Origin of the sequence: Streptococcus sp. HMSC10A01, from assembly GCF_001807785.1 — a bacterium.
GTDB lineage: Bacteria > Bacillota > Bacilli > Lactobacillales > Streptococcaceae > Streptococcus > Streptococcus gordonii.
Window position 1 is genome coordinate 60,032 of the sequence record NZ_KV790965.1, and the last position, 23,007, is coordinate 83,038.

The following is a 23,007-nucleotide window of genomic DNA, read 5'->3' on the forward strand; positions in this document are numbered from 1 at the left end:
TTAGTAATAAATGTCTATTATTGAAATGAGAGATGTTGTCAAAAAATACGACAACGGAACAACAGCCTTACGAGGTGTGACGGTGAAAGTAGAACCAGGGGAATTTGCCTATATTGTAGGACCCTCAGGTGCAGGTAAATCTACCTTTATTCGCTTGCTCTACCGTGAAGTTGCACTTGATAAGGGTGCGTTGACAGTAGCTGGCTTCAATTTGGCTAAAATTAAAAAACGCGATGTACCAATGCTTCGTCGTAAAGTAGGAGTAGTCTTCCAAGACTATAAACTGCTTCCAAAGAAGACAGTATATGAAAATATTGCCTATGCCATGGAAGTAATTGGTGAACGCAGAGGTCACATTAAGAAACGGGTTATGGAAGTCTTAGACCTAGTAGGACTTAAGCACAAGGTGCGTTCTTTCCCTAATGAGCTTTCAGGGGGAGAGCAACAGCGGATTGCTATCGCTCGTGCCATTGTCAATAACCCTAAGGTTTTGATTGCTGACGAGCCAACTGGGAACTTGGACCCAGATAACTCTTGGGAAATTATGAACTTATTAGAGCGGATTAACCTGCAAGGTACAACTGTTCTAATGGCGACCCACAATAGCCAAATTGTAAATACTTTACGCCATCGCGTCATTGCGATTGAAAATGGCCGTGTGGTACGTGATGAAGCGGAAGGAGAATACGGATACGATGATTAGTAGATTTTTCCGTCATTTGATAGAGTCGTTAAAAAGTTTGAAGCGAAATGGTTGGATGACGGTAGCCGCAATCAGTACGGTAATGATTACTCTTAGTTTGGTTGCAATTTTTGTTTCGGTTATTTTGAATACGACAAAATTAGCCAATGACTTGAAAAACAATGTTCGAGTGATGGTTTATGTTCGCAAGGATATTGAAGACAACAGTTTGACGGTTGTTAAAGAAGGTCAGACAGTTGATAATGAAAATTACCATAAAGTCTATGATGCTTTAAAAAAAATTGATCATATTGAGAAAATTACTTTTTCAAGTAAGCAAGAGCAATATGAAAAATTGACAGAGACTATGGGCAGTGATTGGAAAATCTTTGATGGTGACGCCAATCCCCTATATGATGCCTACATCGTTGAGACAACCGATCCAAAATATGTTTCTTCAGTGAAGGAAGAAGCCCAGAAAATCGATGGAGTCTCTGATGTTCAAGATGGTGGAGCAAACACCAAGCGGATTTTCTCTTTGGCTGACTTTATTCAGACATGGGGCTTAATCTTGGCTGGTATGTTGATATTCATTGCTATCTTCTTGATTTCCAATACTATTCGGATTACCATTATTTCTCGGAGTCGAGAGATTCAAATTATGCGATTGGTAGGAGCAAAAAATGGTTATATCCGCGGACCTTTCTTGTTAGAAGGTGCCTGGATTGGTCTACTTGGAGCTGTTATGCCAGCAGCCCTAGTTTATTTTGCATATAATATTGCTTATCGTTCAGTCAATAAAGGTTTAGTGGCACAAAATCTCTCAATGATTGCACCTAAATTATTTATTCCAATCATGATTGCCTCTCTCTTTGTTTTGGGAATCATTATTGGCTCAATTGGATCTGTCTTCTCAATGAGACGTTTCTTGAAGATATAAACAAAAGGATTAGCTAAGCTAATCCTTTTCATTCTGTTCGTTTATTTTAAAAATGGATTGAACATTTTTTCATGGGCAATCGTCGTAGACGGTCCGTGGCCTGGATAGACATCATATTCCTTTGGTAAATGAAGCAATTCTTGTTTGATACCAGTAATCAGCTGGTCAAAATTTCCAGTTGGAAGGTCTGTGCGTCCAATTGATTCTCTAAAGAGAGCGTCACCAGAGAGAACAAAATGACCTTCAGGAAAGACAAGGGAGACTCCCCCAATTGAGTGGCCTGGTGTAGGTAGAACATAAAATGTGAAACCATCCAAGTCATATTTTTCATGATAAATAAAGAAATGCTCAGCCGGTTTTAAAACAAGTGTTTCGATATCATTATGTCGATCGAGTCCAGAAAGATTCAACTCAGGTGTATAGAGCCAACTGGCTTCGCTTTCAGCTACATAGACTGGAGGATATCCGAATGATTCTCGAACCAAATCTAGGCTCATGATATGGTCATAATGGGTATGGGTTAGTAAAATTGCTGAAATAGGCTTTCCGATTTCAGTGATTTTCTTTTGGATTGCTTGAAAATTACTACCGGGATCAACTAGGATCAGATGACTGTCATTTTCTATATAATAGGTATTTTCGTAAGCTAAAGGATTTAATGTTTTATGTACTTGCATGATTCTTCCTCTCTATGATGAGTGTATCAAAAAAAATAAGTTTTAGCAGAAATGAAGCTTGAAAATGGGCTATTTATCTTTTGCTAAAGGTAGATTGTCTAATCTAGAAACCATCTAAGTACTCTCGGGATTTCATTATTCTAGCCTCGCATCTTGACTGCAAACATGGTATAATTTTGATAAGATGAAACGAAAAAATATGAAGTATGCTATTGTCGATTTGGAAGCGACAGGAACAGGTAGCACTGCAAAAATTATTCAAGTAGGAATTGTCATTCTAGAAGATGGAGAGATTAAGGAGACCTACCAGACAGATATTAACCCTCATGAGGCTTTAGAAGAACATATCAAACAGCTGACAGGTTTGTCTGATCAACGCTTGAGCCAGGCACCTGATTTTTCTCAGGTGGCGCGTGAGATCTATGAACTGATTGAAGATGCAGTTTTTGTAGCCCATAATGTTAAATTTGATGCGAATCTATTAGCAGAATCCCTTTTTTGGGAAGGTTTTGACTTATTGTCTCCTCGTGTCGATACTGTAGAGTTGGCTCAAGTCGTTTTTCCAACTTATGAAAAATATGGGCTATCCAGTCTCTGTGAACTACTGGAAATTCCTTTGGAACAAGCCCATACCGCTATTTCAGATGCTATGGCGACAGCCCTGCTATTTTTAAAAATCCAAGAAAAAATTCAAAGTTTACCCAAGCCCTTACTAGAACGCCTTCTTGTTTTGTCTGATAGCTTGATTTATGAGTCTCGCTTGGTGCTGGAAGACTGTTTTGAGAAGATGCCAGATGGAAGAGCTGGTGACTGGCTTGATTGTCATGGTATTTATCTAAAAAAGCAGGCTAAGCTTGGTAAAGAAAGATGTCTATCTAGTGATTTTGCTAAAAATATTTCTTTGCTTGGACTAGAAGAAAGACCTGAACAGCAAAAGTTTGCTTCTCTCATAGAAGAGGCCATGAAAAATCCTTTGCCTAATTTCTTGCAAGCCCAGGCTGGCTTAGGAAAGACCTATGGTTATCTGCTACCTCTTTTGGCACATTGTCAGGAAAAGATCGTAGTCAGTGTACCGACTAAAATTTTGCAGGATCAAATTGCAACTGGAGAAGGAAGAGCGATTGAAGAGGTTTTTCAAGTAGCTTTTCATAGTTTAAAAAGTCCAAAATCCTATATCAAGTTGGATGCTTTTTACCAGAGTTTAGAGCGCTTGGATGATAATCGCTTGCTTAACCGTTGCAAGATGCAGCTTTTAGTTTGGCTTACTGAAACTAAAACAGGAGACTTAGAAGAAATTGGTCAAGCTCATCGTTATCAAGCTTTTTTCGAGGAGATAGGACATGACGGCCAATTGAGCAAAAAATCTTTGTTTTACGGTGTAGATTTTTGGCAGATTAGTCAGGAAAAAGCAAGGGAGAGTAGAGTATTATTGACGAATCACGCTTACCTCCTCACTCGTTTAGAAGATGATAAAAGTTTGATTGAAGGACGTATTTTAGTAGTAGATGAAGCTCAGAAGCTCTTTTTGGCTTTAGAAAGTTTTTCTCAAAAAAGTCTCAAGATGAATCAGCTATTGCAGACAATTCAGCAAGAAATTCTTCGTGTGGATTCTCTTCTGGAACGCCGTTTATTTGAAAGTCTGCAATTTGAACTAGCACAGCTAGTGGAAGTTTTTCATAACGAAAGAGTGAGTGAAGTAAGTGACAAAACCTTACTTAAGCTTAGACAGGATTTGTCTGAACTTCCAGATCACTATCTTCCAGAATTGCGTGAGATTTTGGATCACAGGTATGAACAATTTTGGTTGGAAGATGAATATTTCGAACAACATCGAGTAACTAGTCTTCATGCAGCTAGATTATCTTTGATGAACTTTCAGGATTTTCTGCCTGAAAGGGTTCAGCTCTTTTTCATATCTGCAACCTTAGAAATCAGCCGAAAGGTGAATCTAGCTCAGCTACTTGGCTTTCAAGCCTATCAGTTTTATCATTTGCCAGCTAAGAATTATCACCAGCAGAGAATTTGGGTCGATAAAGACTTTCCGGATTTGGCTGATTTGCCACTTCCCCACCATGCCCAATTGATTGTTGAGAGGATTGAAAGTTTATATGACCTAAACCTTCCGATTTTAGTTCTCTTTACTTCTAAGGAGCTCTTGTTGGAAGTATCAGAAAATTTGTCTTTGCAGCATCTAGCTCAGTATAAAAATGGTGATGCTAGTAACATTAAACGTCGTTTTGATCGAGGAGAAGCCCAAATATTACTAGGTACAGGTAGTTTCTGGGAAGGAACGGACTTTTCTAGTCAGGACAAAATGATTCAAATCATTACACGTCTACCTTTTGACAATCCGCAAAATGTTTTCACGCAAAAGATGAATCGTCGGCTTCGTCTTGAGGGGAAAAACCCCTTTTATGATTATAGTTTGCCGGTTGCGATTCTACGTTTGAAACAAGCTTTGGGACGGACGGTTCGCCATCGCAAACAGCAGTCTGCTGTTCTTATCTTGGATAATCGCGTCTATACCAAGCGGTATAGTCGCCAGATCAGAGGAGTCTTATCTAAGACAGCACCAATTGAGCAGTCTTCTTTTCATCAAATTCGACAAGATATAGGACTTTATTTTAAGAAAAAGATTGTAAAAAAGAAAAACGAGTAACTTGTGTTTGGAGATCAAAGAATATTTAAAAACTTTTAACACTCACTCAACTCAAGTTTCTAAATTCTGCTATAATAGAAACATTGAAAAAAGAAGAAGGTTCTGATTAATCATGTTTAAAAAATACATTCCAGGTTTGGGTTTATCTTTAGCCATAGCTGCGATTGCTACCTGTTTGGGCAAAGCTTTTCCTTTGTTTGGCTCCAGTGTATTTGCAATTTTACTTGGTATTCTGTTGAATCATTTTTGGAAAATTCCTCAGAAATTTCATCTAGGTTTGGCTTTTTCGGGTAAGAAACTCTTGCAGTATTCTATTATCTTGCTAGGTTTTAGTCTCTCTATTTCAAAAGTTTCTGCAACTGGCTTATCATCTTTAAAAATCAGTATTCTTACGATTTTACTAGCCTTTTTATCCGCTTATCTTATTGGGCGCTTTTTGGGAATGGGACGAGTCTTAACCTTGTTGATTGGATTTGGAACTGCTATTTGTGGGGGTTCTGCTATTGCGGCAGCTTCACCTATTTTAGAAGCTAAAGAAGAAGAGATTGCTCTTTCGATTTCAACTATTTTCTTCTTCAATATTTTGGCAGTTTTCATTTTTCCTTTTCTTGGACATGTTATGCAGATGTCGGCCGAAACCTTTGGAACCTGGGCAGGAACAGCTATCAATGATACTTCGTCTGTAGTAGCTGCTGGCTATACCTATGGTCAGACCGCTGGTGATTTGGCAACCATTGTTAAATTAAGTCGAGCTCTAATGATCGTGCCGGCTTGCCTCATTTTTGCAGGTGTTCGGTATCTTAAGTCCCAGTCATCTAAGCAAAAAGTAGATCTAAAGAAAATTTTCCCTTGGTTTATTTTATGGTTTGTCTGTGCATCTCTGATTAGTAGTACGGGTGTTTTACCTGCTTCCTTTATTTCCTTTACAAAAATTCTATCTCAATGGCTGATGGCAATGGCTTTAGCAGGAATAGGCTCTCGGGTCTCTTTTGCTCAGTTTAAACAAGCGGGAGCAGCTCCACTTTTAACTGGCGCCTTTGCTTGGTTTGTTGTTGCAGTATCTAGCTTGATTATTCAGTATTTTTTCTAGATAGGAGTGAGTATGTCTTATTTTAAACCCTCGATTGATTCGCGAGTGGATTATAGTTTAATTTTACCAGTTATTTGTTTATTGATTTTTGGCATCATGGCCATTTATATAGCAGTGAATCATGACTACCCTGCTAGTGCCTGGGCAATAGTTGGACAGCAAATTGCTTGGATAGCTTTAGGGATTGTGATTAGTTTTGTCGTCATGTTTTTTAACACCAAATTTCTTTGGAAGATGACTCCCTTTCTCTACGTTCTAGGTTTAGGTCTCATGGTTCTACCCCTGGTCTTTTATAGCCCGTCTCTTGTTGCTTCAACAGGAGCTAAAAACTGGGTAACTATTGGTGGTACGACCCTCTTCCAGCCGTCAGAGTTTATGAAAATCTCTTATATTCTGATCTTATCGCGTTCAGTTGTTCAATTCAGCCAACGAAATAAAGACAAGATTAGGACGATCAAAATGGATTGGCTATTGATTTTAGAGCTCTTTCTCTATACTGTGCCAGTCTTGATTTTATTGACTTTACAGAGTGATTTGGGGACGGCTCTTGTTTTCATGGCCATTTTTTCAGGAATTGTTCTCTTATCTGGAGTCTCTTGGAAAATTATTCTTCCTATCTTTCTAACGGGCGTTTCGCTTTTTATAGCTTTTATGCTAATCTTTACCTGGGAAGGTGGTAGGGCATTTCTTCACAATCTAGGCATGCCGACTTACCAAATTAACCGGATTTTAGCATGGCTTCATCCTTTTGAATATGCCCAAACGACTACTTATCAACAAGCTCAGGGCCAGATTGCTATTGGTAGCGGTGGAATCTGGGGGCAAGGTTTTAATGTATCCAATTTATTAGTGCCGGTGCGAGAAAGTGATATGATCTTTACGGTAATTGCGGAAGACTTTGGTTTTATGGGCTCGATCTTCCTGATTGCCCTCTACCTTTTGCTTATTTATCGCATGTTAAGGATTACTCTGAAATCAAATAATCAATTTTATACCTACATTTCTACTGGGCTCACTATGATGCTGATTTTCCATATTTTTGAAAATATTGGAGCTGTGACGGGCTTACTTCCTTTAACAGGAATTCCCCTGCCCTTTATTTCCCAAGGAGGCTCCTCTATTATCAGTAACCTAATCGGAGTAGGTCTCTTGCTTTCTGTTAGTTATCAAAATAATCTTTTAGAAGAGCAACAGACAGGATATTCTAGGAGACGAAAGAAAATAATTCTGAAAAAATTAAAATAGGAGGATAGAATACATGACGAAAGTTGCTGTTATATTAGCTAATGGCTTTGAAGAAATAGAAGCTCTCACGGTTGTGGATGTTTTGCGTCGGGCCAATATTACCTGTCATATGCTTGGATTTGAGCAAGTAGTGACAGGTTCTCATGGAATTAGTGTTCAAGCTGACCGATTGTGGCAAGGAAATTTAGACGATTATGATATGGTTGTTTTGCCGGGTGGAATGCCTGGGTCTGCTAATCTTAGAGATGACCAGGACCTGATGAAAGCTCTAACTAAGATGCAGGAAGAAGATAAGTGGATTGCTGCAATCTGTGCCGCTCCCATAGCACTTGAAAAAGCAGGAGTATTGGAGAATAAAAAATTCACCTGTTATGATGGCGTTGAGGAGAGTATTAAGAGCGGGAATTACCTGAAGGAGACAGTGGTCACTGATGGCAAACTTATTACAAGTCGAGGTCCCTCAACTGCGCTTGCTTTTGCTTATACTATAGTGGAGAAGCTAGGCGGTGACGCGGATTCCTTACGCCAGGGCATGCTATATACAGATGTTTTTGGAGAATAAACCAGGAAACCCATTTATCAATAAGTGGGTTTTTATTTATTCATATAAATGAGAAATCTATACTTTATTTTTATTTGGTTTAAAAGGATTCTTATCAGTATATTTTACCAATATTAGAGCTTTTTCAGGAAAAATATGGTATAATAAAAGCTATGGATTATCAAGATTATATCTGGGATTTAGGCGGTACGCTTCTCGATAATTATGAAACTTCCACAGCTGCATTTGTACGAACTTTAGCGTCATTAGGCATAGAAGCTAGCCATGATGAAGTATATCAAGCTTTAAAAGTTTCAACGGACCATGCAGTGCAGCAGTTTGCACCGGGAGTGAAAGATTTTTTGAGATCTTACAAGGCCAATGAAGCTAAGGAACTTCAGCATCCTGTTTTATTTAACGGAGCAAAAGAGCTATTAGCAACCATAATTAAGCAAGGTGGCAGAAACTTTTTAGTCTCCCATCGGGACAATCAGGTTTTAGAAATTATCTCTAAAACAGGAATTGATTCCCTCTTTACGGAAATTGTCACAGCTGATAATGGTTTTAAGAGAAAACCTGACCCAGAATCCATGAATTATCTCAAGGAAAAGTACAAGATTAGCTCCTGTTTAGTTATTGGTGATCGCCCGATAGATATAGAGGCTGGTCAAGCCGCAGGTTTTGATACTTATCTTTTTGATAGCATGGAACATCTAAAGAATTATTTACATTTAAATACAGAAAAGGAATAAAATGACAGAAGAAAAGCAACAAGACATCCAATCTCAAGAATATGATGCCAGCCAGATTCAGGTCCTTGAAGGACTTGAAGCAGTTCGTATGCGTCCGGGTATGTATATCGGATCAACTTCTAAAGAAGGTCTGCACCATTTGGTATGGGAAATCGTTGATAACTCTATTGACGAAGCCTTGGCTGGTTTTGCTAGTCATATTCAAGTCTTTATTGAAAAAGACAATTCTATCACAGTAGTTGATGATGGACGCGGGATCCCTGTCGATATTCAGGAAAAAACAGGTCGTCCTGCTGTTGAAACTGTCTTTACGGTCCTTCACGCTGGAGGGAAATTTGGCGGTGGCGGTTACAAGGTTTCAGGAGGCCTTCACGGTGTAGGTTCTTCTGTTGTAAATGCTTTGTCCACCCAACTGGATGTTAAGGTATATAAAAATGGTCAAATTCACTTCCAAGAATACACTCGTGGCCATGTCGTGGCTGATTTGAAAGTGATCGGTGAAACAGATCAGACAGGTACAACGGTTCATTTTACGCCAGACCCAGAAATCTTCACCGAGACTGTTGAATTTGATTTTGAAAAACTCAATAAACGGATCCAAGAACTTGCTTTTCTCAACCGAGGCTTGTCTATCTCGATTACTGATAAACGAGATGGTATAGAACAAAGTAAAGACTACCATTACGAAGGTGGGATTGCTAGTTATGTCCAGTATATCAATGAAAATAAGGAAGTCATCTTCGACAATCCTATTTATACAGATGGAGAAATGGAGGATATAACCGTGGAAGTAGCTATGCAGTATACGACAGGCTACCATGAAACGGTGATGAGTTTTGCTAATAATATCCACACACATGAAGGTGGGACACATGAGCAAGGTTTCCGTACAGCCCTAACTCGTGTCATCAATGATTACGCTAAGAAGAATAAACTTCTCAAAGAAAACGAAGATAATCTCACAGGTGAAGACGTTCGAGAAGGCTTGACAGCAGTTATCTCTGTTAAACACCCGAATCCTCAGTTTGAAGGACAAACCAAGACCAAACTGGGAAATAGCGAAGTTGTTAAAATTACCAACCGTCTATTTAGCGAAGCATTCTCAGATTTTCTTTTAGAGAATCCTGCAGTTGCTAAGAAGATTGTTGAAAAAGGAATTTTGGCTTCAAAAGCTAGAATAGCTGCAAAAAGAGCGAGAGAAGTCACCCGTAAAAAATCTGGTCTGGAAATTTCGAATTTGCCAGGTAAACTGGCGGATTGTTCGTCAAATAATCCTGTTGAAACAGAACTCTTTATCGTAGAGGGAGACTCAGCTGGAGGTTCAGCTAAGTCAGGACGGAACCGTGAATTTCAGGCAATTTTGCCAATTCGAGGTAAGATTCTTAATGTTGAGAAGGCCAGCATGGATAAAATATTGGCCAACGAAGAAATCCGTAGCCTTTTCACAGCTATGGGAACTGGTTTTGGTGCTGATTTTGATATTAGCAAGTGCCGTTATCAAAAATTGGTTATCATGACTGATGCCGATGTCGATGGAGCTCATATTCGTACCTTACTTTTGACTTTGATTTATCGCTATATGAAGCCAGTCTTGGAAGCAGGCTATGTTTACATCGCTCAGCCACCTATCTATGGTGTTAAGGTTGGAAGTGAAGTCAAAGAATATATTCAGCCAGGAGCTGATCAAGAAATAAAACTTCAAGAAGCTTTGGCTAGGTATAGTGAAGGTCGCTCTAAGCCTACAATTCAGCGTTATAAAGGTTTGGGAGAAATGGATGATCACCAACTGTGGGAAACAACCATGGATCCAGAACACCGCTTGATGGCACGTGTTTCAGTTGACGATGCTGCAGAAGCAGACAAAATCTTTGATATGCTGATGGGAGATCGGGTAGAACCACGTCGCGAATTTATCGAAGAAAATGCTGTTTACAGTACATTAGATGTATAGAAATGAAGAAATTGTATACAAGACTAATGAAATTATGATATAATCATTATGTTTATTCTCAAGTAATAATACGAAGGAGTTTTATATGTCTAACGGACTAATTATTCTAATCATAGTGATTGCAGTAGCTTTAATTCTTGCTTATGTAGCTGCTGTTGTCCTAAGAAAGAGAAATGAGACTCTACTTGATAGTTTGGAAGAACGTAAAGAGAAACTATATAATCTTCCTGTGAATGATGAAGTAGAGGCGATTAAGAATATGCATCTCATCGGTCAAAGTCAGGTGACTTTCCGTGAGTGGAATCAAAAATGGGTCGATCTTTCCCTTAATTCTTTTGCAGATATTGAAAATAATATCTTTGAAGCAGAAGGTTATAACAATTCCTTTCGCTTTCTAAAGGCAAAGCATGCGATTGATAGTATTGAAAGTCAGATTAATCTGGTTGAAGAAGATATTGAGTTAATCCGTGAGGCTTTAGCTGATTTAGAAAAGCAAGAAGCTAAAAATAGCGGACGTGTTCTCCATGCTTTGGAATTGTTTGAAAATCTACAAGTTAAAGTAGCTGAAGACACAGAAAAGTATGGACCAGCAGTTCAAGAGATTCAAAAGCAATTGCAAAATATTGAATCTGAGTTCTCCCAATTTGTTACCCTTAATTCTTCTGGGGACCCAGTAGAAGCTGCGGATATTTTGGATAAAACCGAGAACCATATCCTTGCTTTAACTCATATTGTTGATAAAGTGCCAAGTATTGTCACTGAACTAAGAGAAGTTTTACCAGACCAGCTGGAAGATCTTGAATCTGGTTATCGGAAATTGGTGGAAGCTGGATATCATTTTGTTGAAACGGATATCGAGTCTCGCTTCTCACAACTCCACTCTAATATCACTCAAAACTATGAGAATATTGCTGCTTTGGAGTTGGATAATGCCCAATATGAAAATACTCAAATTCAAGAAGAAATCAATGCTTTGTATGACATCTTTACGCGAGAAATTGCTGCTCAGAAAGTTGTTGAAAAATTACAAGAAAACTTACCAGCTTATTTGAAACATACAAAAGAAAACAACCAACACCTTCAAAGTGAGTTGGATCGTTTGTCTAAGATGTATCTTCTATCTGATGAAGAAGATGAGAAAGTTCGTGATTTACAAAGTGAATTGTCTGCATTAGAGGCAGTTGTTTTAGCTACTGTAGAAGACTCAGCTGAAAATAAACAAGCTTATTCGTTAACTCAGGAAGCACTTGAAGCAACTCAAGAACGCTTGAAAGAAATTGAAGACGAACAAATCACTCTTGGTGAGCGTCTAGAGAGAATTGAAAAAGATGATGACAATGCTCGTCAAAAAGTCAACATCTACATCAACAAGCTTCACACAATTAAGCGCTATATGGAAAAACGCAATTTACCAGGAATTCCAAAGAGTTTCTTAAGTCTCTTCTTTACAGCCAGTGATCATACAGAGGCCTTGCTTACAGAGTTGGAGCAATTGCGCGTAAATATTGACAATGTTAATTTGTTACTTGAAAATGTTACAAATGACATTCATGATTTGGAAACTGAAACCTATCAGATTGTTCAGTACGCAACTTTGACAGAACAGCTTCTTCAGTATTCTAATCGTTATCGTTCCTTTGATCAAAGTATTCAGGAAGCTTTTAATAAAGCTTTGGATATCTTTGAAAATCAATTTGATTATGAAAGTTCATTCGAAGTGATTTCTCAAGCTCTCGAGGTTGTTGAGCCTGGCGTAACAAGTCGTTTTGTTACATCTTATGAGAAAACCCGAGAAAATATTCGATTTTAAAAGAGTTCCTAAGGGAACTTTTTTATTTTTATTCTCTCCATTTTCTTATGTTATAATGGGGATAAGGATGGTCTTTTCTGAAGATTTTCCCCATTAGTTGACTCTTTAACAAAAAGCTTTTGCTCTTGAATATCTTACATTTTAAGCAATAGACTTCAAGATTGAGAAAAGAATGTCCTGGAAGGAGGAAAATTTTTGTAGGAAAAATCTTATATGAAAAAATAATGATAAGAAAGCTTCCTGATTCATGGAGTGAATTATAACATAATGTAAGCATATAATGAGGTGAAAGAATGGAGCAAATAAAAGGTCTCTTAGTCATGGACGTTGACAGCACCTTAATCATGGAAGAAGGAATAGACCTGCTAGGAGAGGAGGCTGGTGTAGGAGCTCAGGTTGCGGCTATTTCCGAGCGTGCCATGCGAGGAGAGTTGGACTTTGAAGCTGCTTTACGTGAGCGGGTCGCCCTTTTAAAAGGGCTGCCAGAGGATATTTTTGCTCGAATTGCTGAAAGGATCCACTTCACGCCAGGAGCTGAGGACTTGGTCAAGGAGCTACATAAACGTGGTTATAAAGTAGGCTTGGTGTCAGGTGGTTTTCATGAGACGGTGGACAGACTGGCTGAGCAGCTTGGAATTGACTACGTCAAGGCAAACCGTTTGGAAATCAAGCAGGGCCTTTTGACAGGTCAAGTCTTAGGAGAGATTGTCACTAAGGATACCAAGCTTGCCATGTTAAAAGCATGGGCAGTTGAAAACAATTTAGAATTAAATCAAACGATTGCTATGGGGGATGGCGCCAATGATTTGCCGATGATTCAGGCGGCGGGGATGGGAATTGCCTTTATGGCCAAGCCAATCGTGCGTGAGCAGGTTCCTTACCAGATTCAAGAACGCAACCTCTATCGGGTTATTGATCTTTTAGACAATAGAAAAGAATAGGAGAGAAGTATGCATATCCTAATTGCACCAGATTCTTTCAAGGAAAGTTTATCAGCTGCTCAGGTTGCTCAGGCTCTACAGAACGGATTTTCTCAGGCCTTGCCAGATGCCAGCTTTGACTTGCTACCGGTCGGTGACGGGGGCGAGGGAACAATGGCTGCGCTGACATCAGCCTTGGGCTGGACTGAATTTTACCACATTGTGACTGGTCCTTTTGGCCAGCCAGTAAAAATGCCTTATGCTAGGAACGGTCAGCAAGCACTGTTTGAGATGGCTGACTTGGTCGGACTCGCCTCTATTCCTCATGAAAAAAGAAACCCCTTGGCCATAGAGACCAAAGGATTGGGAGAATTGATTTTGCAGCTAGCTGAAGACGGTGTCAGAAAAATTTTAGTGGGTGTTGGAGGTTCGGCCAGTAACGACGGTGGGATTGGATTGGCAGCTGGATTGGGCTATGAATTTTTCGATGTGGGCAATCATAGATTGCGCCCCATTGGCTCGTCTTTGGGAAAGGTCGCTCGAATATCAGCTGAGCAGGTTCCTGCTTTCTTGAAAGAAGTTGAGATTGAGATTTTGACTGACGTTGACAATCCTCTTTGCGGTGAGCGTGGTGCGACAATTGTTTTCGGAGGTCAGAAAGGTCTAGCACCCTTATTATTCTCTCAAGTGGATCAAGCTATGGCAGATTTCTATCAGTTGGTTGATCCTCAGGTGATTGATATGGATGGAGCTGGAGCCGGAGGCGGAATGGCTGCAGGACTGGTTGCTTTTGCTGGAGGAAAAATCGTTTCGGGTATCAAAACCTGTTTAGATTTACTGGATTTTGATGACAGAGTTAAAAAAGCGGACTTGGTCGTCGTTGGCGAAGGACGGATGGACCGTCAGACTTTGGCGGGTAAGGCACCTGTTGGGGTCGCAAGACGAACACCTGAAGGTATCCCTGTACTGGCTATTTGCGGAAGTCTGGAAGATGATTTACCTGATTTCCCAGTTGAAAATATCCAGGCAGCTTTTCCGATTATTGCGCGAGCAGATAGTTTAGATAAGATACTAGAGCAGGCTGAGCAAAATTTGATTCGAACAGCTAGAAATATTGGTAATCTACTAAAAATGAAAAAAAGCGGTTAGTCCGCTTTTTTTAGTAGGTATTCAATTTCTTTAACTATCAAACCCTTTTCAAAGAAGAAGATGTCACAAGACAGGTCGCCAAAGTCATTTTCTAAGAGAGTCACAATCCGATTCTGGTCAGGACTAAGCTGATAATAAGTACAACGAAACTGGACGGGGTTCTTATAGTAGATTTTTTGAATTTTAGTCAGGTAGTCCGCTTTGCCTTTGATAATTTCGGTTGTGTCACCCTGTAATTCCCAGCTAACATAGTCAGAAAGAAAGGTCTGATAGGTTTGCCAATCTCGCTGATTTTCTGCATCAAAAAAAGCAAAAAGTTTCTCTATATTAGTCATCTTATTCAAACCACTTTTTCCAGATAGTTCGCTTTTCCTTTACAGGTTCTTCTACTGGTTGAAACAAGCTAGCAAACTGTTGGTACATATCTTTCTCATCTACCTGGACAAGATGGTCACTGTGGATAATGAGTCCAAATGGAGAAGTTTGGCAATCACCAGAAACAATTGTTGCCTCACAACTAAGATCTTTAGATATTTTCAAATAAAAGATTTGATTGCTAGACTCCACTTCTGGTGAAATTTTGACTAGGACAGGCTGATAGTTTTCTACAATCTTGCTGAGCACTTCTTTGAAGTGACTACGAACGAGAGAGTCATTTGCTTGCTCAATAGAGCAGGAGACCAGTACTCGTTCCTCAAAAGTTCCTAAAAATTTTCGTTGCTCATCAGGGTTAAGTTTGGCACCGCCTTGGGCTTTCTCCATGATTACTTTATTAATATCTGTCATAGGTTTAGTATAGCATAAAGTCATAGGGGCTGCAAAAATACTTATTTTCATAATATTTCATAAAGATAGAAAAAGCATGCAAAGTGTAAGCGGTTGCTTGATAAAACTAGATTTTTTAAGGTTAAGAGACGATTTTTTCTTGAAAAAAACGCTTATTTAGAGTATGATAGAAGAGTAAATAAAAAAACTCAAAGGAGAGTAAGAAATGTCAATTATTACTGATGTTTACGCTCGCGAAGTCCTAGACTCACGCGGTAACCCAACACTTGAAGTAGAAGTTTATACTGAATCAGGTGCATTCGGACGTGGAATGGTTCCTTCAGGAGCTTCTACAGGTGAACACGAAGCAGTTGAACTTCGTGATGGCGACAAATCTCGTTACGGTGGTCTTGGTACACAAAAAGCAGTTGATAACGTAAACAATGTTATCGCTGAAGCTATCATCGGTTACGATGTTCGTGACCAACAAGCTATCGACCGTGCAATGATCGCTCTTGATGGTACTCCTAACAAAGGTAAATTGGGTGCAAACGCAATCCTTGGTGTGTCTATCGCTGTAGCTCGTGCTGCTGCTGACTACCTTGAAATCCCTCTTTACAGCTACCTTGGTGGATTCAACACTAAAGTTCTTCCAACTCCAATGATGAACATCATCAATGGTGGATCTCACTCTGATGCTCCAATCGCATTCCAAGAGTTCATGATTTTGCCAGTTGGTGCTCCAACATTTAAAGAAGCTCTTCGTTACGGTGCTGAAATCTTCCACACTCTTAAGAAAATCCTTAAATCTCGTGGTTTGGAAACTGCCGTTGGTGACGAAGGTGGATTCGCTCCTCGTTTTGAAGGAACTGAAGATGGTGTAGAAACTATTATCGCTGCTATCGAAGCTGCTGGTTATGTTCCAGGTAAAGACGTATTTATCGGATTTGACTGTGCATCATCAGAATTCTACGATAAAGAACGTAAAGTATACGACTACACTAAATTTGAAGGTGAAGGCGCTGCTGTTCGTACATCTGCAGAACAAATCGACTACCTTGAAGAGTTGGTTAACAAATACCCAATCATCACTATCGAAGATGGTATGGATGAAAATGACTGGGATGGTTGGAAAGCTCTTACTGAACGTCTTGGTAAGAAAGTACAACTTGTTGGTGACGACTTCTTCGTAACAAATACTGACTACCTTGCACGTGGTATCAAAGAAGGTGCTGCTAACTCAATCCTTATCAAAGTTAACCAAATCGGTACTCTTACTGAAACTTTTGAAGCGATTGAAATGGCTAAAGAAGCTGGTTACACTGCAGTTGTATCACACCGTTCAGGTGAAACTGAAGATTCAACAATCGCTGACATCGCAGTTGCAACTAACGCAGGTCAAATCAAGACTGGTTCACTTTCACGTACAGACCGTATTGCTAAATACAACCAATTGCTTCGTATCGAAGATCAACTTGGTGAAGTTGCTCAATACAAAGGTCTTCAAGCTTTCTATAACTTGAAAAAATAATTCATTCTCAATGAATGAAGAAAAAATCCCTCAAGCTTGACTTGAGGGATTTTTGAATAAAGTAAAGGGAGACTCGGGAGATGATTTATTTTCTTCTATATATTCTAAGTAGAGAGTGGCCAGCTCTTATTCTCTTGATTGTTGGACTTCTTGTAGCTCATCAATGGAAGTCTAGGAATCTGGCACCTTTGGCGGTTCTTTTATTCTTTTTGGTCACCAGTATATTGTGGCGACCTCAGTTGAGTCCGTGGCTTGCTTTTCTCTTTTTATTCCTCGCTTTCTATTTATTGATTAAAAGATACAAATGGGTTCTTTATCCTGCTCTTGCTTTAGGTTTGTTGCTGTTGGCAGTTTCTCCTATAATTGGCTATCTTTTTACAGTTTATGTTCCAGTAAGCCATTATGCCTATCTCGAGGAGAAAGGACAGACGGTAGTGGTTCGAGAAGACTACTATGGAGCTTTTTTTAGTGATAGTAATATAGAGATTATAACTTATGGCGAAGGGAAGCTTATACCAGTAAATGTAAAGCAGTATGATAATGTTCCTATGCATGAATTTAATGAAAGCAAAGATGTTAACGAAGAAGCTTTTCTTGCTCAATCGCTAACAAGAGAACGATTAGAAGAATTAAAAGACTTTATTAATAAAAGAAATCAGCAAAGACAATAGATTAGCTAGAAGCAGATTTTTATAGATTTGTTGGGAACTTTCCTTGCTTGAATCAATGAAAAGTAGTATGATAAGACACAGATTGTAAGGAGAAATAAATGAAAGATTTTCACTTTGATGCGATTTCAGCATTTGAGAACTATGAAATTGAAAAAATGAAGGATGGCCAAGTCATTGTTACGACCGAAGTCGTTCAGTCCTCTTTGAACTATTACGGTAATGCTCACGGGGGTTACCTTTTTACTCTCTGTGATCAGATTTCTGGTCTAGTTTTGATATCTCAAGGTTTAGATGGAGTAACGCTCCAGTCTTCAATTAACTACCTGCGAGCAGGACATGCTGGTGATAAGCTTACTATCTCAGGGACCTGTGTTCATCCAGGACGTAAAACGAGAGTAGTAGATGTGGTTATTAGCAATCAAGAAAAAGAAAATGTCTGCAAGGCAACATTTACCATGTTTGTTACAGGGCAAAGAAAAGAAGAAAGTCAGATTAATATTTAGTACTTAAGTCCCTGTTTTTAAATAGAAACTGGGATCTATTTTTTAAAATGCCTAGCCAGTATCTGAAATTTGTGTATATATAAAAAAGCATCTCTCAATGAGGATGCTTTTTATAGTTTGCTTAAAACAAACCTTTGATTTTATCGATAGCGTCACTGGCCATTTCATTTCCAGCTACTAATTTTTTGGCTTGGTCTAGGTATTCGCCAAGTTTGTCTTTATTATCTTCAACAAACTTTTTAGCTGCATCGAAATCTTTCTTTTCGATCATTTCTTTTACTTGGTTAAATAAATCTAGGGGATTCATAATAGGCTCCTTAGTCATTTTTTCATACGGTAATAATTTAATCAAACTTTTAAATAGAAAGCAAGGAATCTGCTTATTTAAAGGTGACACAGACAGATTCAGGAACATAAAAGTCATGAGAGACTTCTGTTAATTTACCGCTTTCTATATCACGTTTGAAAACTGTCGCATTGTCAGAATCTTGGTGAACAGCAATAATGTAGTTTTGATCAGGTGTGATATTAAAATCACGTGGATTCTTTCCATTGGTTGGTGTAATTTCGACTAATTCCAAGCTGCCATCCTTGAGAATTTTATAGACAGCGATTGAATCATGCCCACGATTGGATCCATAGAGAAACTTGCCATCTGCAGAAAGTCTGATAGCAGCAGTACCATTTGCTCCAGTGAAGTCTTCAGGTAGGGTCGAGATAGTTTGTAGGTGTTCAAATTGACCAACACCATCATAGATAAGAACTTCAATCGTTGAGTTTAGTTCACAAATGAGATATGCCATTTTGTAATAATTATGGAAGACTAGATGGCGTGCTCCAGCACCTGGCGCACAATTGTATGTATCTAATTTTTCCAGTTTCCCATCTTTTGAAAGGTCATAGGTTACCACTTGGTCAGTTCCTAAATCACAAGTAACTAGGTATTGATCAGGTGTTAAGTCAGTGAAGTGAACATGAGCAGAAGCTTGATTCTCATGTGGACCAGATCCTTCATGTGTATCTGAATCTGCTAGTTCCAGACGGCCATCAGATAAACGTTTGTAGACTAGGACTTGCCCCTTATGATAGTTGGCTCCATATACCAAATCACGCTTTTCATCTACTGCAACATAACAGAGTGGAGCTCCTTCTTCAACGACATGATTTAAAAGCTTGAAATCCTTATCATATGCAGCAATTCCTCCTTGCCCATTTTCAGCCCCAACAGTATAAAGATGATCAGCTGCATCAAATGCAAGATAGGTCGGACTGGCTTCTTCGGCCACTAGCGCTAAGTTTGACAAAATTCCATTATTTGAGTCAAAATCTGCCTTGTAAAGACCTTTTGACTCCCGTCGGGTATAGGTACCAAAGTAAACTGTTTGTGTCATAATCTTACCTCGTATTGGTGTTTATTAAAGATATTGTCATTATATCATAAAATAGCTTGGATTGGTTTTCATGATAGGATATGCAAAAAATTCAAAAGAATAGTATCAGTTTAAAAAACACAAAAAAAACAGATGGCAGGTAGGAGGGTCTTAGATAGCTTTGTTAGAATAGATTTGTTCAAACAAAACAAAAAGGTTAAAAAGCTGTTTATGTTTGTTGATTAAAACATTTACAACAGATTTTAACCCAATAACTTACTAAAAAGGAGAACATCATGAACTTTAAAAAATTAGCTACTCTTATCGCTGTCTTAGGACTCTCAATTATATTTTTAGCAGCTTGTGGAAATAAGGATAAGCAAAAAACAGAGACCTTAGATGGCAAGCCAATTGATTACAAGAAGGATGCTGTAGATAAGAAAAACAAAGTAGTTGATGGGAAAGAAGTGACAGAATATACCATGCCAGATGGTAATATTGTTCAAATTCCGGTTGATAATGAAGAAGATACAGATACAGCAGATTCAAGTGCAGAATAATAATGAGTGGTCGTGAGACTTGGAGGCAGTATGTTACGAGGAAAAAAGAAAAATTCTAAAATTATTTTAATCAGTAGTGTAGCTTTATTGACTTGTGCAGCTGTGGGAGGGTACTTCCTTTTGCAGCCAGGTCAAAATCAATCTGTTGTTGTCAACAATAAAGTTGACTCTAAAACAGTTCAAGAAGCAGTAGATGAAGCCAAGAAGAAAAGTTTGGTTTTATCTGGTGAAGTTGCACCGAATAATAGCAGTAAGGTTAAGATCGATCCATCAAAAGGTGAGGTCAAGGAAGTATTCGTCAAAAATGGCGACACTGTCACACAGGGACAACCTCTCTTTTCCTATGTAACTTCCCAAGAGCTGACGGCTCAATCAGCTCAATATGATGCTCAGGCTAAGTCTAATAGTATTAGTACGGCGCAAAGTAATGCCTCAATTAAGTGGGAGACTTATAATCGTAAATTAGCAAATTTGAACAGCTTGCGTGAAAAATATAATGCGAATAACGATGAGTCCCTACTAGATCAGATCAAATCTGCGGAAGATGAAGTTGCACAAAGTTTAAGCGATGCGAATTCAGCTGATAATGAAGTAAAAAATGCTCAGATTGAAGCGGAAAAAGCTCAGGCAACTGCTCAAACTGAATCAGACCGAATGAAATATGATACAGTAACAGCAGATACAGCGGGCACTATCACTTCTATGAATGAAGACTTACCGACTCAATCAAAAGCTAAGAAAGAAGAAGAAAACTTTATCGAAATCATGGACAAGTCCAAGACTTTTGTAAAAGGGAACGTTAGTGAATTTGATCGCGAGAAATTACAAGTAGGACAAAAAGTTGAAGTAGTTGACCGTAAGAGCCCTAAGAAAAAATGGACAGGTACAGTAACTCAAGTCGGTACTCTTACAGCGGATGCAGCGGCAAATGGTAACAAACAACAACAGGAAAATCCAAATCAAGCTAAATACCCATATAAAGTAGAGTTAGACCAAGCCGAAAATATGCCTTTGATTGGTTCTCATACTTATGTCAATGTTATTGAAAATGCGCCTGAAGCTGGCAAGGTTGTTGTGAATAAATCTTATGTGTTCACAGAAAACGGTAAATCTTATGTTTGGAAAGTAGAAAACAAAAAGATCAAAAAACAAGAAGTCAAGACCAAGGCTCTTAAAGGTTCGCTTATTGAAATCACAGAAGGTTTGAAGATGGAAGACAGTATCTCTAGTGTTAAGAACGGCATGAAAGAGGGCATGGAGGTAGGAGCAGATGTTAAAGCTTAAAGAAATTCATAAATCTTACCAACAGGGCAGTCAGGAATTTCCTATTCTAAAAGGAATCGATCTTCATGTAAAAGAAGGTGATTTTCTAGCTATTATGGGTCCGTCAGGATCCGGTAAATCAACTCTGATGAATATCATAGGGTGCTTGGACAAGGCTAATGCTGGAAGTTATCATATTGAAGGTACAGATGTATCCAATCTATCAGATAATCAATTGTCAGATTTACGAAATCAAAAGATTGGTTTCGTATTTCAGAACTTCAATCTGATGCCAAAATTAACGGCTTGTCAAAATGTGGAATTGCCTTTAACTTATATGAAGGTTCCCAAAAAGGAAAGACGGGAACGGGCAATGGAAATGTTACGTTTGGTAGGCTTAGAAGAGCGGAGCGAATTTAAGCCAATGGAATTATCAGGGGGACAAAAGCAGCGGGTAGCCATTGCCCGCGCTTTGGTTACTAACCCAAGTTTTATTCTAGGTGATGAACCGACCGGTGCCTTGGATACCAAGACCAGCGTACAAATCATGGAACTTTTTAAGCAGTTTAATGAAGCTGGAAAAACAATCGTGATTATTACCCATGAACCAGAAGTGGCTCAAATGTGCAAGAAAACAGTTGTTTTACGAGATGGAAATATTGAACACAAAGAGGTAGAAAGGAATTAAGACATTTATGGAAGATATTTTTGTAGCTCTAAATTCCATTTTATCGCATAAAATGCGCTCAATGCTGACCATGCTGGGAATTATCATTGGGATCGGTGCCATCATTGCTATCTTTTCAATTATCGAAGGAAATACAGAAAATACCAAGAGACAGTTGATCGGTGGCAGTAATAATACCATCAAAGTGGTCTATGACAAGAAGAATGTGATTGACCCTAGTATTCCTGAAAAGGCTCAGGCAAAAAAACCTGGTTACATCCCTTTCATGGGTGAAGATATACTGAATAAGATTCGAGAAATTCCTGGTGTTAAAAATGCTCTTTTAACCTATGGAACGGATGACAAGATTTATCATCTGGAACAAAAAACATCTGGTAAGGTACAGGCTGTTTCTCAAAATATTGCAGAAATCAAGAAAATGCGGACCGTAGAGGGTGCAGATTTTTCGGATCCTGCTTTTCAAAACCAAGAGCAGGTTACTTATCTGGAAAAATCTCTCTATGATAGTCTCTTTCCAAATGGAAATGGTATTGGAAAATACATTGAAGTCAAGGGAAGTCCTTTCAAGGTAATTGGTGTTTTTGAGTCTACGGAACAAAGTGGCTTGACAGCGGGAGCTGATCGGGTTGCCTATATTCCACTCCAACAATGGCACAGACTTTTTGAGGAGTTGAATGTTAATCCAGAGGTGACAGTTCAAACCTATAAAGCAGATGACCTGAAGAAGGTGGCAAAAAAAGTTGGAGATTATCTCAATCAACAAGTTCCTAGTTCTGATTATATGTTTGGGGTGCTAAATTTACAGGAATTTGAACGTCAATTGGATAATTTGAACCAATCAAACTTTGTACTTTTGGCAGGGATTGCCAGTATTTCCCTTCTGGTTGGAGGGATTGGTGTTATGAACATCATGCTAGTCTCTGTTACAGAAAGGACTCGTGAAATTGGTATTAAGAAGGCTTTGGGAGCAAGACGAAAAATCATTCTCAAGCAGTTTTTGATTGAAGCAGTTATCTTGACCTTGATGGGTGGATTTATAGGAGTAGTGGCTGGAATCCTATCTGGTTTTGCTATTACCCAGTCATTGGCTTATCCTTACATTCTTTCCCTCTTCTCAGTCTTTGTAAGTTTGCTATTTTGTTGTATAATAGGGGTAGTATTTGGATTGCTACCAGCCGTCAAGGCGTCCAAGCTTGATCCAATCGAAGCTTTGCGCTTTGAATAGAAGTAATAAGGAGTC

The 23,007-nt window shown here is 38.9% G+C and carries 23 protein-coding genes; 18 read left to right on the forward strand and 5 right to left on the reverse strand.

Annotated features, from left to right (window positions below; all coding sequences use genetic code 11):
- Nucleotides 1-10 precede the first annotated feature (10 nt).
- Together ftsE and ftsX are read left to right on the forward strand one after the other, a co-directional pair.
- Nucleotides 11-703: a cell division ATP-binding protein FtsE gene (ftsE, locus tag HMPREF3108_RS01930; protein ID WP_012130521.1), complete on the forward strand. Its 693-nt coding sequence runs from the start codon at nt 11-13 to the stop codon at nt 701-703.
- Entirely contained in the window at nt 696-1,622 is a 927-nt protein-coding gene (gene ftsX, locus HMPREF3108_RS01935) for a permease-like cell division protein FtsX (protein WP_070493078.1), read from the forward strand. Before ftsE ends, ftsX begins: the two co-directional genes overlap by 8 nt.
- 41 nt (nt 1,623-1,663) lie before the next feature.
- Here the strand turns inward: ftsX and HMPREF3108_RS01940 are convergent, their stop codons facing one another.
- A complete protein-coding gene (locus tag HMPREF3108_RS01940; RefSeq protein ID WP_048779838.1) occupies nt 1,664-2,299 on the reverse strand; it encodes an MBL fold metallo-hydrolase in 636 nt (211 codons plus the stop codon).
- 184 nt (nt 2,300-2,483) lie between these two features.
- On the opposite strand from HMPREF3108_RS01940, the gene HMPREF3108_RS01945 reads away from it, so the two are divergent.
- The 9 genes from HMPREF3108_RS01945 (at nt 2,484) to HMPREF3108_RS01985 (ending at nt 14,416) form a co-directional block, all read left to right on the forward strand.
- On the forward strand, nt 2,484-4,958 hold the full coding sequence (locus tag HMPREF3108_RS01945; protein WP_012130518.1) for a bifunctional DnaQ family exonuclease/ATP-dependent helicase: 2,475 nt from the start codon (nt 2,484-2,486) through the stop codon (nt 4,956-4,958).
- Between the two features lie 112 nt (nt 4,959-5,070).
- Complete coding sequence (locus HMPREF3108_RS01950; RefSeq protein WP_012130517.1) at nt 5,071-6,048, forward strand: YeiH family protein; 978 nt, start codon at nt 5,071-5,073, stop codon at nt 6,046-6,048.
- Nucleotides 6,049-6,060: 12 nt separating this feature from the next.
- Nucleotides 6,061-7,293, forward strand: a complete 1,233-nt coding sequence (locus tag HMPREF3108_RS01955; protein WP_012130516.1) for an FtsW/RodA/SpoVE family cell cycle protein — start codon at nt 6,061-6,063, stop codon at nt 7,291-7,293.
- Nucleotides 7,294-7,306: 13 nt separating this feature from the next.
- Nucleotides 7,307-7,855, forward strand: coding sequence for a DJ-1 family glyoxalase III (locus HMPREF3108_RS01960; RefSeq protein WP_048779844.1), 549 nt, complete (start codon nt 7,307-7,309; stop codon nt 7,853-7,855).
- Between the two features lie 152 nt (nt 7,856-8,007).
- Nucleotides 8,008-8,586, forward strand: coding sequence for an HAD-IA family hydrolase (locus HMPREF3108_RS01965; protein ID WP_048779846.1), 579 nt, complete (start codon nt 8,008-8,010; stop codon nt 8,584-8,586).
- Between the two features lies 1 nt (nt 8,587).
- A complete protein-coding gene (gene gyrB, locus HMPREF3108_RS01970; RefSeq protein WP_048779848.1) occupies nt 8,588-10,537 on the forward strand; it encodes a DNA topoisomerase (ATP-hydrolyzing) subunit B in 1,950 nt (649 codons plus the stop codon).
- Nucleotides 10,538-10,622: 85 nt separating this feature from the next.
- Nucleotides 10,623-12,347, forward strand: coding sequence for a septation ring formation regulator EzrA (gene ezrA, locus HMPREF3108_RS01975; protein WP_012130512.1), 1,725 nt, complete (start codon nt 10,623-10,625; stop codon nt 12,345-12,347).
- A gap of 293 nt (nt 12,348-12,640) precedes the next feature.
- Entirely contained in the window at nt 12,641-13,288 is a 648-nt protein-coding gene (gene serB / locus HMPREF3108_RS01980; protein ID WP_012130511.1) for a phosphoserine phosphatase SerB, read from the forward strand.
- Between the two features lie 9 nt (nt 13,289-13,297).
- Nucleotides 13,298-14,416, forward strand: a complete 1,119-nt coding sequence (locus HMPREF3108_RS01985) for a glycerate kinase (RefSeq protein ID WP_048779852.1) — start codon at nt 13,298-13,300, stop codon at nt 14,414-14,416.
- On the opposite strand, the gene HMPREF3108_RS01990 is transcribed toward HMPREF3108_RS01985, so the two are convergent.
- Both HMPREF3108_RS01990 and HMPREF3108_RS01995 read right to left on the reverse strand, forming a co-directional pair.
- Entirely contained in the window at nt 14,413-14,751 is a 339-nt protein-coding gene (locus tag HMPREF3108_RS01990; protein WP_048779854.1) for a nuclear transport factor 2 family protein, read from the reverse strand. The two genes, HMPREF3108_RS01985 and HMPREF3108_RS01990, sit on opposite strands and share 4 nt — an antisense overlap.
- 1 nt (nt 14,752) lies before the next feature.
- Nucleotides 14,753-15,202, reverse strand: coding sequence for a DUF1694 domain-containing protein (locus HMPREF3108_RS01995; RefSeq protein WP_048779916.1), 450 nt, complete (start codon nt 15,200-15,202; stop codon nt 14,753-14,755).
- 205 nt (nt 15,203-15,407) lie between these two features.
- Between HMPREF3108_RS01995 and eno the strand changes: the two genes are divergently transcribed.
- The 3 genes from eno (at nt 15,408) to HMPREF3108_RS02010 (ending at nt 17,886) form a co-directional block, all read left to right on the forward strand.
- Nucleotides 15,408-16,712 carry a surface-displayed alpha-enolase gene (gene eno, locus HMPREF3108_RS02000; protein ID WP_048779856.1) on the forward strand — a complete coding sequence of 435 codons (1,305 nt, stop codon included), beginning with the start codon at nt 15,408-15,410 and terminating at the stop codon, nt 16,710-16,712.
- An 80-nt stretch (nt 16,713-16,792) separates the two neighbouring features.
- Nucleotides 16,793-17,383, forward strand: coding sequence for a hypothetical protein (locus HMPREF3108_RS02005; RefSeq protein WP_048779859.1), 591 nt, complete (start codon nt 16,793-16,795; stop codon nt 17,381-17,383).
- A 98-nt stretch (nt 17,384-17,481) separates the two neighbouring features.
- Complete coding sequence (locus tag HMPREF3108_RS02010; RefSeq protein ID WP_046165370.1) at nt 17,482-17,886, forward strand: PaaI family thioesterase; 405 nt, start codon at nt 17,482-17,484, stop codon at nt 17,884-17,886.
- A 121-nt stretch (nt 17,887-18,007) separates the two neighbouring features.
- Here the strand turns inward: HMPREF3108_RS02010 and HMPREF3108_RS02015 are convergent, their stop codons facing one another.
- Entirely contained in the window at nt 18,008-18,193 is a 186-nt protein-coding gene (locus tag HMPREF3108_RS02015; RefSeq protein ID WP_045503673.1) for a hypothetical protein, read from the reverse strand.
- Between the two features lie 73 nt (nt 18,194-18,266).
- Entirely contained in the window at nt 18,267-19,277 is a 1,011-nt protein-coding gene (locus HMPREF3108_RS02020) for a lactonase family protein (RefSeq protein ID WP_061596640.1), read from the reverse strand.
- A 275-nt stretch (nt 19,278-19,552) separates the two neighbouring features.
- Here HMPREF3108_RS02020 and HMPREF3108_RS02025 point away from each other — a divergent pair, with 275 nt between their 5' ends.
- From HMPREF3108_RS02025 to HMPREF3108_RS02040, 4 genes are read left to right on the forward strand one after another with little or no spacing between them, the layout of a single operon-like run.
- Nucleotides 19,553-19,816, forward strand: a complete 264-nt coding sequence (locus HMPREF3108_RS02025; protein ID WP_008809359.1) for a hypothetical protein — start codon at nt 19,553-19,555, stop codon at nt 19,814-19,816.
- Between the two features lie 30 nt (nt 19,817-19,846).
- Nucleotides 19,847-21,100 carry an efflux RND transporter periplasmic adaptor subunit gene (locus HMPREF3108_RS02030; protein WP_061596638.1) on the forward strand — a complete coding sequence of 418 codons (1,254 nt, stop codon included), beginning with the start codon at nt 19,847-19,849 and terminating at the stop codon, nt 21,098-21,100.
- Nucleotides 21,087-21,767, forward strand: a complete 681-nt coding sequence (locus HMPREF3108_RS02035) for an ABC transporter ATP-binding protein (protein ID WP_061596636.1) — start codon at nt 21,087-21,089, stop codon at nt 21,765-21,767. Before HMPREF3108_RS02030 ends, HMPREF3108_RS02035 begins: the two co-directional genes overlap by 14 nt.
- A 7-nt stretch (nt 21,768-21,774) precedes the next feature.
- A complete protein-coding gene (locus tag HMPREF3108_RS02040) occupies nt 21,775-22,992 on the forward strand; it encodes an ABC transporter permease (RefSeq protein WP_008809356.1) in 1,218 nt (405 codons plus the stop codon).
- The last annotated feature ends 15 nt before the right edge of the window (nt 22,993-23,007 follow it).

What these genes read in the sequence shown, in the direction of transcription:
- HMPREF3108_RS01950 (WP_012130517.1), top strand. Translation starts at nt 5,071, where the DNA reads ATGTTTAAAAAATACATTCCAGGTTTGGGTTTATCTTTAGCCATAGCT.
- ftsE (WP_012130521.1), top strand. Translation starts at nt 11, where the DNA reads ATGTCTATTATTGAAATGAGAGATGTTGTCAAAAAATACGACAACGGA.
- serB (WP_012130511.1), top strand. Translation starts at nt 12,641, where the DNA reads ATGGAGCAAATAAAAGGTCTCTTAGTCATGGACGTTGACAGCACCTTA.
- HMPREF3108_RS01995 (WP_048779916.1), bottom strand. Translation starts at nt 15,202, where the DNA reads ATGACAGATATTAATAAAGTAATCATGGAGAAAGCCCAAGGCGGTGCC.
- eno (WP_048779856.1), top strand. Translation starts at nt 15,408, where the DNA reads ATGTCAATTATTACTGATGTTTACGCTCGCGAAGTCCTAGACTCACGC.
- HMPREF3108_RS01985 (WP_048779852.1), top strand. Translation starts at nt 13,298, where the DNA reads ATGCATATCCTAATTGCACCAGATTCTTTCAAGGAAAGTTTATCAGCT.
- HMPREF3108_RS02025 (WP_008809359.1), top strand. Translation starts at nt 19,553, where the DNA reads ATGAACTTTAAAAAATTAGCTACTCTTATCGCTGTCTTAGGACTCTCA.
- HMPREF3108_RS02040 (WP_008809356.1), top strand. Translation starts at nt 21,775, where the DNA reads ATGGAAGATATTTTTGTAGCTCTAAATTCCATTTTATCGCATAAAATG.
- HMPREF3108_RS02020 (WP_061596640.1), bottom strand. Translation starts at nt 19,277, where the DNA reads ATGACACAAACAGTTTACTTTGGTACCTATACCCGACGGGAGTCAAAA.
- HMPREF3108_RS01955 (WP_012130516.1), top strand. Translation starts at nt 6,061, where the DNA reads ATGTCTTATTTTAAACCCTCGATTGATTCGCGAGTGGATTATAGTTTA.
- HMPREF3108_RS02015 (WP_045503673.1), bottom strand. Translation starts at nt 18,193, where the DNA reads ATGAATCCCCTAGATTTATTTAACCAAGTAAAAGAAATGATCGAAAAG.
- HMPREF3108_RS02035 (WP_061596636.1), top strand. Translation starts at nt 21,087, where the DNA reads ATGTTAAAGCTTAAAGAAATTCATAAATCTTACCAACAGGGCAGTCAG.
- HMPREF3108_RS02005 (WP_048779859.1), top strand. Translation starts at nt 16,793, where the DNA reads ATGATTTATTTTCTTCTATATATTCTAAGTAGAGAGTGGCCAGCTCTT.
- gyrB (WP_048779848.1), top strand. Translation starts at nt 8,588, where the DNA reads ATGACAGAAGAAAAGCAACAAGACATCCAATCTCAAGAATATGATGCC.
- ftsX (WP_070493078.1), top strand. Translation starts at nt 696, where the DNA reads ATGATTAGTAGATTTTTCCGTCATTTGATAGAGTCGTTAAAAAGTTTG.
- HMPREF3108_RS01965 (WP_048779846.1), top strand. Translation starts at nt 8,008, where the DNA reads ATGGATTATCAAGATTATATCTGGGATTTAGGCGGTACGCTTCTCGAT.
- ezrA (WP_012130512.1), top strand. Translation starts at nt 10,623, where the DNA reads ATGTCTAACGGACTAATTATTCTAATCATAGTGATTGCAGTAGCTTTA.
- HMPREF3108_RS01945 (WP_012130518.1), top strand. Translation starts at nt 2,484, where the DNA reads ATGAAACGAAAAAATATGAAGTATGCTATTGTCGATTTGGAAGCGACA.
- HMPREF3108_RS01990 (WP_048779854.1), bottom strand. Translation starts at nt 14,751, where the DNA reads ATGACTAATATAGAGAAACTTTTTGCTTTTTTTGATGCAGAAAATCAG.
- HMPREF3108_RS02030 (WP_061596638.1), top strand. Translation starts at nt 19,847, where the DNA reads ATGTTACGAGGAAAAAAGAAAAATTCTAAAATTATTTTAATCAGTAGT.
- HMPREF3108_RS02010 (WP_046165370.1), top strand. Translation starts at nt 17,482, where the DNA reads ATGAAAGATTTTCACTTTGATGCGATTTCAGCATTTGAGAACTATGAA.
- HMPREF3108_RS01940 (WP_048779838.1), bottom strand. Translation starts at nt 2,299, where the DNA reads ATGCAAGTACATAAAACATTAAATCCTTTAGCTTACGAAAATACCTAT.
- HMPREF3108_RS01960 (WP_048779844.1), top strand. Translation starts at nt 7,307, where the DNA reads ATGACGAAAGTTGCTGTTATATTAGCTAATGGCTTTGAAGAAATAGAA.